Source organism: Photobacterium minamisatsumaniensis, assembly GCF_050336695.1.
GTDB classification, from domain to species: Bacteria; Pseudomonadota; Gammaproteobacteria; order Enterobacterales; family Vibrionaceae; genus Photobacterium; species Photobacterium minamisatsumaniensis.
This window is the reverse complement of sequence record NZ_JAKJSI010000011.1, coordinates 94,840-107,808: the sequence shown is the minus strand read 5'-3', so window position 1 is coordinate 107,808 and position 12,969 is coordinate 94,840. Positions and strand designations below refer to the sequence as shown.

The window sequence follows — 12,969 nt, the reverse complement described above, 5'->3', positions numbered from 1 at the left end:
ATGATGGAACAATGATCAAGAGTGACTAAGTTACGGGGAGTGTTATTTCAATTTAAAATTGATGTGATTAACGACATTTTTCGGCTTACGGCCCGATCTATTTAAGTTGATTATCATCAACGACCAAAACAAGAAGATAGTAACACTGTCTAAAATAACCATTATTATCCTTTATTTTCAGTTCATTACGTTAAATCATAAAAAAACAAAGGGCAATATAAAATCAGATACCACAAAGATCATACCTTGATCATCGTTCTGAATGAAACGATGATCAAAAGAAAGATCTATCTTGATCATTGTTCCAGTTGAAATAACAACTCCCGTCACCTATCCTTCCTTGATCATAGTTCCACTAAAAATCAATATGTTAGTCGTATCCAGATCATCCTTTCATAAGCACTTATAATCGTTAATGTATTAATTTGTTTATAACGCTGACACTTAAGTACTTTAATATGTTACAAATATTATTCTATTTAAGGATAAATATTCATGAACGAATTTCTCACGCAACTCCAATACTCATTTTCGATTACCGGTCCAATTTTCCTCATGCTTGGACTCGGCGTCTACCTGCGCCGTATCGGCATGCTAAATGATGTATTTATTGAAATTGGTTCAAAATTGGTCTTCAGCATTACACTTCCAGCAATGTTATTCTTGAGCGTTGCAAAGGCAGATCTACAGCAACTAACCAATTTACACCTGTTTGGCTTTGCCCTTATGGCCAATATCGCTATCTTTGTGATTTTTGAATTAATCACCCCGTTTATTATAAAAAATCGAGCTGACACAGGGGTGGTCGTACAAGGAGCATTTAGAGCAAATACAGGGATCATAGGCTTAGCCTACGTCAGTAATGCATTTGGTAACGATGGCCTCGCCGTTGGTTCACTGTATGTTGCAGTGGTGACTGTGCTTTATAATATTTTAGCGGTGATCACGCTTACGCGTTCAAACCCATCCCAACAAGAAAAAGGAATTGGTGTAAGTTACTTCATTCGCTCCATCATCAAAAACCCACTCATCATCAGTATTGCGCTCGCTATTCCCTTCTCATTTTTTCAAATACCCCTGCCACACCTCATCACGCAATCAGGGGGCTACTTTGCCGATATGACCTTACCGCTTGCCTTACTGTGTACTGGCGCAAGCCTTGATTTCAAACAGTTACGTCATGATTCTAAAAGTACGCATTTTTCAAGCTGTGGCCGATTAGTGATAGCGCCATTACTGATTACCGCTACAGGGTATTTAATGGGGTTTCGAGAGCTGGAATTAGGGGTTATTTTTCTAATGAGTGCCGCACCCACTGCAGCAGCAAGCTATGTAATGTCGAGAGCTATGGGGGCAAATGCAACCCTAGCGGCTAATATTATCGCAATAACAACGTTGGGGTCGCTATTTACATCAAGTTTGGGCATTACCGTACTCAAAACCTTTCATATTGTATCTTAGCTAAGATTATTTATTAACTCGAATAAAACCACTTTATTTAATAAGCCTATAAATAAAGTGGTCAACGATCATTTATTAGAATATTTTCTGACTGCTTAACCCTCTGATAATTATCAAATCAGCGAATTACTCGTGGTTATCATGGTTATTAGCATTTCATTATGTTGGTCTACCAAAATATTCTTGTGGTAGACCAAAATAAGCAAAGAAATATAAACGCTGTCATGCACACGCCTGCATAACTAGACAAACCATTCATGAATAATCGATAAACAATCAAAAATAGAAGATATATTTAGCTTTCTCAGCTTATACATATTTTTATAATATACACTCAAATTGAATAATACTGCACAACCAACGAATATATTATCTTCACAATTCACTAAATATTGCAGTGTGCTTAACCAATTTGCGAGGAAAACACCGCAACTAACCCTTTTTAGTTATGATTCACACCTATCTCACATTGTCAACAGGTGATTTCCCCCCTTACTCGATTAATCCGGCTACGTTATAGTACATCCCGTAAACAGAGAGCGGGTCACCCCACTCTGTTTACAGTATCCAGCGATGGATATATTCCAAACAAGCTAGCCTTATCTATACACCCTCATACTTAAGGCATATGAGTTTGATTGGATACCTCTTCTACACGTCGTACAGGATTGTGCTCTTAGGAGTCTAACTCTTGTCTTTGCCGACCTATATAGGTCGGCTTTTTTTATTCTTTTTTACAATTATGTCTAAAAAACCGTCATTGAGATATTGTAACCTCTGTATATTCATTTAGACTTTAAATTATAAATAATTAAGCCAATCTATTTAGGCAAATAATAGTGAAAGATAAAGTCGACCCATCCTTATTACATATATTCAACCAATTGCCAGGATGCTGGGGATGTAAAGATAAGGATTCTGTCTTTGTTTATGCCAATGCCGAGTATGGCGAAATTATAGGGGTTGAACATCACCTTGATTGTATTGGCCGTACCGATTTTGATATGCCGAGCCCAACGATAGAATGTGCAGAGTCTTTTCAAGTTCAAGATAACCTTGTTATGAGTTCTGGAAAAAGGCTACGTGTTCTTGATATTCATCCTTATTCGGATGGTAGTTGGCGTGCACACTTATTCACAAAGACACCTTGGAAAAATGACAATAATGATGTCGTTGGTACCATATTTTCTGGCGTCGAGCTCAAAGACACCGCGGTATTAGAAGTCGGTCATTGGATCTGCCGAGCAGCCGGCATAGACCCAAAACAACAAGCATCCTTCAATCTTGATTTAAACCATCAAGCAATCAACTTAAACACTAGAGAGTCAGAAGTCTTGTTTTTGTTGTTGTATGGTAAAAAGCCTCAATATATCGGTAAGGTACTCGGCGTTTCTGTTAAAACAGTTGAAAACTATGTCATTAGACTCAGAGAAAAGTTCAACGCGAACTCTAAAAACGAACTGCTTGATATCGCACTTGACCTTGGTTTTGGCTCGCATATTCCCGAAAGTATGTTAAATCGGCAACTATCTGTAATTCTTAAAGAATAAGCCTTACGTTGGTTTAATGAATTCTTAGTTTACGGTTTTTGATGGTTAACTCTGTTTTCAGATCAAATTTAGAGCGGCCTGACTTCCTTATAATCCGCTCAGATTTGATTAAGTTGGTATCTATTTACCGTACTTTTACTGGAATTATCATGAAACCATTTAGCATCACCTACGTTGTGCACCCTCACTTCAACATTCCTTGCAGATATGAAATCCAAGCAGATAACGAAGTAGAGTCTATCAAGTACGCAGAAAAAGCCTTGAAGGTTCGTCACCCAGAAGGCGTAAGCATTGTGACAAGCCATTTAATGGCAGCATAGCAACAAAATAAAAAAGCAGCTTAACGCTGCTTTTTTATTTTCTCTGACCCGTCCTACGGAGCAAGACGATCGATATGCCACCCATCGCCATCTCGGGTAAACAAAAAGCGATCATGAAGGCGGTTTTCCCCACCTTGCCAAAACTCAATCGATTCAACTTTCACTCGGTACCCACCCCAAAAAGAAGGTAGCGGTATTTCTCCCTGTGAAAATTTCTGTTTCAACTCCAAAAATTTACCTTCAAGCGCCTGGCGAGCCGAAATTCGACTACTTTGCTTGCTTGCCCAAGCTGCAATCTGGCTTTCTTTTGGACGTGAAGAAAAATACTTCATCACTTCAAGCTTTGATAACTTTTCGACGGTACCCGTAATATGTACCTGACGCTCAATCGCATGCCAAGGAAAGTGCAGGCTAATTTTACTATTCCCCTCTAGCTGCCCAGCCTTACGACTACCAAGGTTGGTATAAAAAACAAACCCATCTTTATCAAAGTGCTTTAACAACACAATACGCTGATAAGGCTGCCCTTTTTCATCGACAGTCGCAACAGTCATTGCTGTTGGGTCAGTCAAGTTGGCATCAATCGCTTGCTTAAGCCACTTATCAAAAAGAACTTCAGGCTGCTCAGGCAAATCATGACGACGTAAGCCGCCGCGCATATAGTCACGACGAATATCAGACAATTCCATTGTTATCTCCGCTTATTGTACTTCTCGCTAACTCACAAATTGTGCGCTTAGCCTCAACGAAACTCAAGTAATATACCCAAGTCATAACGTGACGCCACGACTCTGCTACCGAGTTCGATTTTTATTTTAAGTAAATTTGCTACATTAGCAAAAAATTGGTAACGCCATGACATCTAAAAAAAAGTTTATCGGCCTAGCAACCCTCATCGGTTTGATTAGTTCGACACTGATCGCCTACTTAACCTACCTTCAAGCACAGCAGTACTTAACAGATAAACTCGTTAATGACGTCAACCAACTTGGTTTAAAGATTGATGCGCAATTAGAACGCTATAGCCAACTACCAGAAGTGCTTGCGAGTGATCCGCGGCTATTAATTCCACTGCTTGCTGATAGTAACGAGCGCTATCTCGCTGATGACAAGTTTAAAGCTATCAATCAATTACTCGAGCAATGGAGTACGACCCTCAATGCCGATACCATTTACTTGATTGATTTAACTGGGACTACACTCGTGGCCAGCAACTGGCAACAGCCTAATACATTTGTAGGACAAAACTATCATTTCAGGCCATACTTTCAGCAAGCTGCAGAAGGTCAATTAGGCCAATATTTTGCGCTGGGTGCAAGTTCCGAAAAACGAGGGTATTATTTTTCGGCCCCTGTTATTTACAACAAACGAATACTTGGCGTACTCACTATCAAGGTCGATTTATCGCTAATTTCTGATATTTGGCAATATGAAGACATTGAATATGTCATCAGTGATACGGCTGGAATTGTATTTTATAGCTCAGAGCCAAGTTGGTTATACCATAGCCTCACCCGTTTAGATGATATAACCAAACAACACATCATCGCATCACGTCAGTATGGTAAAGCAACATTAGCACCACTGAGCGCTTATGATGATTTATCGCAATTCGAAAACTTACAGACCTTACAACTCCAGTGGCCATCTCCTGCGGGTAACGCTGACTTTATGGCAGCGAAGCACAATATGGATAAAGCTGGCTGGCAAATTTATGGCTTTACCCCTCGGAGCCAAAGTGAAAAATTAATTTTTCAAGCCGTAATAATGTTCATTGTTGCTTATACATTACTCTGTTTTGCCATTCATTCTTGGTGGCAAACCCATCGCGCACGTCAAGCATTGGCGACACTGAATAGTAAACTTGAAAAGCGAGTCTTGAAGCGAACTGAAAATTTAATGGAAACAAATGAACAATTAAAAGTGACGCTCAGACAATATGAACATAGCCAAGCCGAACTAAAGCAGACCCAAAGTGAATTAATGCAAACAGCAAAGCTAGCAATGCTTGGTGAGCTTTCTGCAAGTATAAACCACGAGATTAATCAGCCACTTGCCGCGATGAGAACGTATGCAGAGAACACCCGGAAATTATTGCTCAAAGAACGTTATCAATCTGTCGCAGGTAACATTGAAGAGATCATTAAGCTCAATACCCTCGTCTCAGATATCATTGCTAGATTTAAAGTTTTTGCTCGCAAAGGGGTAGAACAAGGTAACACGCGCTACACCGTGGTAAATACAGCCGTTCAATCAGCCTTATCACTAGTAAGAAGCAGGTTAATTAAACAGGGTATTACTCTCCGCTTAGCTGAAATACAAAGCGATATTACGGTTAATATCGATGCGATTCAGTTTGAACAGGTACTGATAAATTTAATTCAAAATAGTATTCAAGCACTAAGCCACAGTGCTGATCCACAAATCGGTATTGAGTTTGATGTAGTAGGCGGCAGTCTCACATGCCGAGTGTGGGATAATGGCACAGGCCTTACAGAAGAGCAGATCACTCAGCTTTTTAACCCTTTCTACACCACTAAAAAAGAGGGTTTAGGGTTAGGGCTGACGATATCAAAACGTATTATTACTGCATATAACGGTACTTTAACAGCAGCCACCCACCAAAATGGCGGGGCTGAGTTCATCATCACTTTACCAATATCAAATAAGGAGGTGCAATGACAATTCCAGTAATGTTCATTGACGATGAAAAATCTGTTCGCGAGGCGCTGGGGCAAACCCTTGAACTTGAGGACTATCAGGTTAGCCTTTTTGCGAGCGCGAAACCCGCTTTAGATAAGCTAACAACCAATTTTCAAGGCGTGATAATCACAGATATTAATATGCCCGGCATTGATGGTATTCAATGCCTAAAACAAGCCATGGCGATTGACCCAGAGCTGAGTATCATCATGCTGACAGGACACGGCGATATATCAATTGCCGTTGATGCGATGCGGCTGGGCGCTTATGATTTTTTAGAAAAGCCTTTTTCAACCGAGCATTTATTAGATGTTGTAAAACGCGCTGGAGAAAAACGTCAATTAGTATTAGAAAATCGTGAGCTTAGGCGTGAACTTGAAGTTCAGAGCGGCCCTGGCCCGCGTATTCTTGGTAATAGCCCGAGCATGAAACAACTTCGCCGAATGCTATCCCACCTGAGTCAATCTTCCGCACCGTTGCTAATTCATGGTGAAGCCGGTAATGGAAAGTCACTCGTCGCCCGCTTTAGCCATGATCATAGTCCACGCCAAAATAAGCCCTTCATTACTGTCAATGCGAATACTGAAAACCCTCAGCAACTTGCTAACGATTTATTTGGATTCGATAATGGGCAACAATCTGTCGCAGGCCTATTCGAACAAGCACATGGAGGGACTCTGTATATCAAGCAGCTAGATAAGCTTCCCGCCTCGCTGCGTGAAGCCGTATTAGCACAGCTTGCTCAACTCAGCCAACCATCGCAAGAATCAATATCAACCACACCCGATGTACGTGTCATCGCATCCTTAACCGATGATAAAAAACACTTGTCTAACACCGATCCTTTTTATCACGCGCTTTATTTCCAATACAATTTTATCAGCCTTGAACTGCCGCCATTGCGCCAGCGGCCCGAAGATATCACGCTTCTGTTCCACAATTTCCTACGAGCTGATTGCAGCCGCTTTGGTATTGAGCCCAGTGTCGTACCGGCATCACTTGAGTATCAGCTGGTGAATTATAACTGGTTAGGAAATGTCAGAGAGCTTCGAACCTTTACAGAACGCTTTATCTTGATGGGTGATCAAACAACGTTAGATAAACCAACATTTTCAAGTCAGCAAAAAGATGTAAATACAAATCTGGCAGATAGAGTTGCTCAGTTTGAATGTAAGTTATTACGTGACGCACTTAACCGCCATCATGGGCGTTTAAAAGATGTGCAGCAAGAACTTGGGTTAGCGAGAAAAACACTGTACGACAAAATGAAAAAACACGACATTGATAAAGTTGATTTTAAATCTTGAGACTAAACACAATCAGAAGTCGCCAAGCATTCAGAGCGAATGCTGATAGCCCCAATAGGACTGAAAATGCTCGATCATTTACATGTGTTTTTGAAGTCTCTTCCGTTTTTATGACTTTACAGCGCATTACGCACCTATCGTATAGGGTTATTTGTTAATTTAATGCAGTGAAATCAAATATTTTACTGTGTGTTTCATCAGTGAAAGCCAATCTACATCGTTCCTGTCGTCAGCATTGATTTCCCCAATACTCTATAACTTTTGCTGCCGATTGATTGGCTTTAACTCTTACGATTAATTTAATCGAACCTTCCGTTTCTGATGATGATTGAGAATAACTAATGACAATATTTAGATATACCATCGGCTGGATATTCATAGGCCTCGTTACAATATGGCTCTCCACCTCAACCGTTCACTTCTTCAGTTTACAGCAAGCTATCAGTACGCAAGCTAAACGAGATTTCGATTCTCAAGTCACGATTGCGGCGCTAAGTCTGGATACCGCTTATACCAGTACGAAGGCGCTGTCTGCAATTAACATCAATTCAGTTTTGTCGGGTATATTGTCAAACACTTCCCTAACGTTTATCCAAGTTCAGCCAGAAGGGGGGGATAATATTTATCAACAGCAACTTAATGATTTCAATGATTACCCAATTTGGTTTGTTACTCTTGCTAATCTGGCACCACTCACCACGGCACGCAAGATAACTGTAAATCAAGCTAACGTTATTCATATCAAACTTGAAGCGTCAACACATCCGCAGCTTAAAATGCTATGGCAAAGTACACTGCAATTTAACGCAATCACCCTTCCTTGCTTCATATTGGTCTTCTCTATTCTTGCATTCATGACCAAACGTAAAAACCGTTCTTTAGTTTTTATGAGTGCACGGGCCAAAGATATATTAAATAACCAACCTTACGCCCCTCTGTTGTTACCTTCGGACAAAGATACACAACTGATTGCAACAGCAATGAACCACCTTTATACACAGCTAAACTCGCATTTTAAATTGCAAGCAACGGAAGCAATCAAGTTAAAAGAACAGGCATACCGAGATAAAGTTTCAGGCCTTGGAAACCGTCACTACTTTATTAACCAACTCAATTCTTGGATAGCGAGCTCGCCCAAAGGTGGTGTCGCATTACTCAAAACAACCTTAGTTGATGATACCTACCAAAAGTATGGTTTCGACCATGGCGATAGTTTAGTTAAACAAATTGCTGAAGAGCTCAATAGCAATATTATTCATAGCGAAGTGAGCTTAGCAAGATTATCCTATGACGAATTTGCTGTACTTGCCCCGAATACAACAGCAAATAAATTAAAAAGCATTGGTGAAAGCATGCTTACCGTGCTCAATAAAATCCAAGCACAATCAGGAAACAATTCACCAGATTGTGCCCATGTAGGTCTGGTATTAGCAGAGCGCGCAAATAACGCGAGCCAAATTTTAGCTCAACTGGATAATGTATTAGCTCAGGCAGCATTAACACCTGAAACCCCTTTAGCATTCACGCAAGAATCGGCAACCGATAATACGTTTGGCAAACAGCAATGGAAGGCATTGCTTATTGAAGCCATTGATAATGATTTATTCCAATATCAGTACCAACCCGTCTCGTCAGATCAAGGGGGGATATTTCACTATGAAGTATTCACAGCTATTAATAAAGACAGTAAGAAGTACTCCGCTAATCTGTTTCTAGGTGCCATAGAAGATCTTGGGGCTGGGATGCTTTTCGATCGTGAAGTTATCGCTAACTCTATCAACCGTCTCAATGCGGACAGTGCGCTGGGCCCTCTCGCAATCAATATTACGAACAACAGCGTAAGCGACCCTTCTTTTATTCGCTGGCTAAGTGAAATCATGGATCGCAACCAACGTCTTTCTGATCGCATTTTTTTTGAAATTCCAGAAGCTAGCTTTGTCCGTACCCCCGACTCATGTAGCCTGCTTTGCTCAGCAATCCGGTTTTATAAGTTTCGCTTCGGGGTTGATAACTATGGACGCTATTTCAACTCATTAGACTACTTAACAGAGTTTCGTCCTGATTACGTGAAAATCGATTTCTCTTACACTCATCAGCTTAATGATGAAGCTAAGAAAACGTTATTGTCTTCGATTTCGCGTAGTGCGCACAGTCTGAATATCGTCACAATTGCAACGCGAGTTGAAACTGAAACTCAACTCGAACGCCTAGCCGACTTATTTGTTAGTGGATTTCAAGGTTATATCGTTGAAAAAAAATATAGTACTAGATTAAACCAATCCGCATAGATGCGTGTAATGAAGAAAACAGAAGGACATTTACAGTGTAAATCGAAAATCAGTTTACACTGTAAATCACAATGGCTGACGCTGAAGTTCGTTGTCGCGAATTTGAATTTTAGAAGGACCGTGTTCTTGGTTAAGGGACAATTTTTCTTTTTCTAACTGTACTTTAACGCCACTGTGTATACGTTTAAGTGCCGTGACAGACACAAGCCCCCTCAATTCATCAAATTCAGATTTCAACGTATCATATTGTTGTTCCCAATCAAGCAAACTACTTCGATGATGTATGGTGGCTTGTTTCACTTTTTCAACTAACTCAGCAGGACGCTTCTGTTGCGGGATTTTAAGCAACTTTAGTTGAGCTAGCCTTAACTGCTCAACCTTTAATGTCTCTTGCTCATAACCATCTGAAATCACCTGTAGCTGCTCAAGTAGATGTTTATAACGGCCAAAAGCGATAATGGTTGTAGGCACTCCAGCAAGCGCACCGATATTTACGGCACGGACACTATAACCAGCCTCAATATATCCCCCACTCAATGTACCATTCCGTTTAAGAGGATCGATAACGACGACTTCACCTTGAGTTCGAATAACACAGTGAAGCGCATGCAATGAAAATGATACGTCTTGCCCTGCTTCTATTTCAGAAAACTGAGCAAACTTACTGGTTACCTTGCCGCCAGCATGTAGATAACATGCAAGTGGACTTCCATCTTGTTTACGACCAATGATGCCTTTCATAATCGCAATATCACCACCGGCCTTCAGTTCAGCAAGCTCTACGAAGCCCGTCACCGTAATATTTCCAGTCGCACTAACCTTCATGCCAGGTGTGACATCCCCGGTAATAAAGACACTTCCATCGAAAGAGATATGGCCAGTTGTAACATTCACGCCTTTTAAAGTGAGTGCATCATCAACTTTCATGCCTTTGTTCTTAATCACAGGGATACCGGCTTTAAGTGCCAATAAAATATTCGGATCACGCTCGCTTATTGCTGTACCTTCTAATACGTCAAATTCAGCAGATTTACCTGGTATAGCGGCAAGCTCTTTACCATGAACATTATAACCAGGAATACCCTCCGTCGAAGGGATACGCTGCATGATTGCCTGCCCTCCCTTTACGGTAATCAATTCACCGAGATCTCGCATATCAACTTTTCCGTCGTCCAACTGTTGCGGTCGTAGAATACGACGACCAACATCTTCAACAAGCGGCTTAAAACGCGTATCAACCCCGTGTTGAGGCAAGCGGCCAAACGCGACAGGGATACTAATTTTCTGACCTGCAGACAAAGACTGGGATTGTTTAATAATCTCTTGAAGTTGATTTTTGCGGATCCCTTTTACGATATGATTATCTTTAAGGGCTTCCAATAAAGCGGGGCCTGTGATCTTTTTACCACCAAAAGGGGCAATTACTGTTAATGAAGCTTTCATTAAATCAGCTTCAGTTTTAACGACATAAATCGCATCGCGTCGCTCAGCAACAATGATTGGCTTTAGGGTTTCAATAACATCGGTTTGGCCAGCATTTAGCTGGTTAATGACAGCAAGCGCTGAATCAATCGCACCTTCAAATAAATAAAACTGCGACGCACCTAACTTCTCTAATTCAGAAAGAATAGAGTCACGAGATAAGTCATTTCCGCAAAAATCGGATACTGCGAGTAAAACAGACTGGCAATCTTCAGATATTCGCAAAAATGGTGCTGTCATATCGACTCCTTTCGATACAAAACAATAATTACTCAGTAAAAGAGAGTAAATTACTGCAAAATCAAAGCTATTGCTACAATAGAGCATTGTATCTTAGGCATGGTGAAAATTAATGACAGAACACTCAAATCTAAGAATTGCGGTAATAAAACGCGATTAATCCAACACTAATGAATGTAATTGATGCACAGACAACCAGTTATTGGTAAGGAAACGGTACTGATAGTGATCAGGATTCTTTTTATTCACCGATGTATTATCAAGTAAAAGCCCCCCCTCGAGTTTCCCCAAAGGCTGGACAATAAGTTGGCAAGATGCGGTTATGGGCAGTACCTGTGTTGACTCTAAATACAAACAATGACGTTTCAAGCGATTGATTGTTACTTTAATACCCACTTCATGCATATCTATAGTTTTCGCTTCTTCTGTCTGCTGATAATACAGTCGCCCAGCAATCCCGCCTCGTCCAACAGAAAAGCTATAATCATCATCAAAGTAATCAGCCGCTGTTTTACTTAAACCGCGTTGAAAAAGCTCTTGTGTTCGAATTAACGCCATTACTTCTCCTTAGCCAGTGTAACCAGCCTAAGAAACTAGGTTCTGGTGTTATACTCATAAAACTATTGATTATCCTTAACTTTAGTCGAGTTAAACTATTTGTCCAAGCCATCAAACAGAATGGTAAACCGTATAATTGCATAATGCAGTTTTACAGCACGAATAAATAAAAAATTTCGATTTACAGTGTAAATATTAAATTTAGTGAGTATAGAAAAAGAGAAGTGAAGTGTCGTTTATCCCCTACGCAAGAAGAGACATAGGGGAAGTAAGAATATTGAACGCTTGAATTTACACTGTAAATGTTAAAGGGTAAAAAAAGCATCCAAGTTTGAATTATTGCGTCGCTTAAGAAACTCAACAAATCGATTCGCGTTTGTTGTAACCACTCTCTCTTCCGGAAATTGTATTTTATTTAGTAACTCTGAAACTTGGTCAAACTTACCCACATCATGAGCGAAATGCGCATCAGATCCAGTCGTCAACATCGCTCCAACTTCTTTCGCAACCAATGCGATTTGTTCACAACGCGGCTTGCTACCAGCGCGTGAACCGACGAGCGATGAATTATTTATTTCGATTAATACATTAGCCTCAGCAGCAGCCGTAATAACCGTTTCAAAATCAAAGTCAAAATTCGGGTTACCCAAATGCCCAAGCGCATGGACCCGCCCAGAGGCAATTACATTTAATAATGCCTTTGTATGAGTTTGATGATCTGACGGACGAAAAACAGGCTCATGAAGACTAGCAAGCACCCAGTCTAATTGTTCAGAAATATGTGGTTGAAGATCAATCTCTCCATCTGAATTCATGATGTTCACCTCGACTCCTCGCAAAATACCAACGCCGTGCAAAAATCGAGGCAAGATTCGTTGATTTGCAAAATGCCAGAAATGAGGAGAGCCCGGCATAGATGGCGCATGATCGGTTACGCACATTAATGTAAGTCCGTGCTCTGCTGCCGCTTGGGCATTTTCAAGTAACGTACTATAAGCATGCCCACTTGATACAGTATGCGTATGCGTGTCAACGACAAATTTCATTTGATGCTCCTTGC

The 12,969-nt window shown here is 40.6% G+C and carries 10 protein-coding genes; 6 read left to right on the top strand and 4 right to left on the bottom strand.

Going from position 1 to position 12,969, the window contains the following annotated elements; all coding sequences use genetic code 11:
- The first annotated feature begins 495 nt into the window (after nt 1–495).
- The 3 genes from L4D78_RS02670 (at nt 496) to L4D78_RS02660 (ending at nt 3,331) form a co-directional block, all read left to right on the top strand.
- The gene (locus tag L4D78_RS02670) at nt 496–1,461 is read left to right on the top strand and encodes an AEC family transporter (protein WP_428465510.1); all 966 of its coding nucleotides are present in this window, start codon (nt 496–498) and stop codon (nt 1,459–1,461) included.
- Between the two features lie 839 nt (nt 1,462–2,300).
- Nucleotides 2,301–3,011 carry a helix-turn-helix transcriptional regulator gene (locus tag L4D78_RS02665; protein WP_428465509.1) on the top strand — a complete coding sequence of 237 codons (711 nt, stop codon included), beginning with the start codon at nt 2,301–2,303 and terminating at the stop codon, nt 3,009–3,011.
- A 149-nt stretch (nt 3,012–3,160) separates the two neighbouring features.
- A complete protein-coding gene (locus tag L4D78_RS02660) occupies nt 3,161–3,331 on the top strand; it encodes an addiction module component (RefSeq protein WP_428465508.1) in 171 nt (56 codons plus the stop codon).
- Between the two features lie 53 nt (nt 3,332–3,384).
- Here the strand turns inward: L4D78_RS02660 and pdxH are convergent, their stop codons facing one another.
- The gene (pdxH, locus tag L4D78_RS02655; protein ID WP_428465507.1) at nt 3,385–4,020 is read right to left on the bottom strand and encodes a pyridoxamine 5'-phosphate oxidase; all 636 of its coding nucleotides are present in this window, start codon (nt 4,018–4,020) and stop codon (nt 3,385–3,387) included.
- Between the two features lie 166 nt (nt 4,021–4,186).
- On the opposite strand from pdxH, the gene L4D78_RS02650 reads away from it, so the two are divergent.
- From L4D78_RS02650 to L4D78_RS02640, 3 genes are all read left to right on the top strand, one after another.
- Nucleotides 4,187–6,013: an ATP-binding protein gene (locus L4D78_RS02650; protein WP_428465506.1), complete on the top strand. Its 1,827-nt coding sequence runs from the start codon at nt 4,187–4,189 to the stop codon at nt 6,011–6,013.
- The gene (locus L4D78_RS02645) at nt 6,010–7,341 is read left to right on the top strand and encodes a sigma-54-dependent transcriptional regulator (RefSeq protein WP_428465505.1); all 1,332 of its coding nucleotides are present in this window, start codon (nt 6,010–6,012) and stop codon (nt 7,339–7,341) included. The genes L4D78_RS02650 and L4D78_RS02645 overlap by 4 nt, the downstream gene beginning before the upstream one ends.
- Before the next feature lie 341 nt (nt 7,342–7,682).
- Entirely contained in the window at nt 7,683–9,629 is a 1,947-nt protein-coding gene (locus L4D78_RS02640) for an EAL domain-containing protein (protein WP_428465504.1), read from the top strand.
- 66 nt (nt 9,630–9,695) lie between these two features.
- Here the strand turns inward: L4D78_RS02640 and L4D78_RS02635 are convergent, their stop codons facing one another.
- The 3 genes from L4D78_RS02635 to L4D78_RS02625 all read right to left on the bottom strand — a co-directional run bounded on the left by L4D78_RS02635 (nt 9,696) and on the right by L4D78_RS02625 (nt 12,955).
- Nucleotides 9,696–11,351, bottom strand: a complete 1,656-nt coding sequence (locus L4D78_RS02635) for a flagellar assembly protein A (RefSeq protein WP_428465503.1) — start codon at nt 11,349–11,351, stop codon at nt 9,696–9,698.
- Nucleotides 11,352–11,507: 156 nt separating this feature from the next.
- The gene (locus L4D78_RS02630; RefSeq protein WP_428465502.1) at nt 11,508–11,909 is read right to left on the bottom strand and encodes a hypothetical protein; all 402 of its coding nucleotides are present in this window, start codon (nt 11,907–11,909) and stop codon (nt 11,508–11,510) included.
- Nucleotides 11,910–12,214: 305 nt separating this feature from the next.
- The gene (locus L4D78_RS02625) at nt 12,215–12,955 is read right to left on the bottom strand and encodes a phosphatase (protein ID WP_428465501.1); all 741 of its coding nucleotides are present in this window, start codon (nt 12,953–12,955) and stop codon (nt 12,215–12,217) included.
- Between the last annotated feature and the right edge of the window lie 14 nt (nt 12,956–12,969).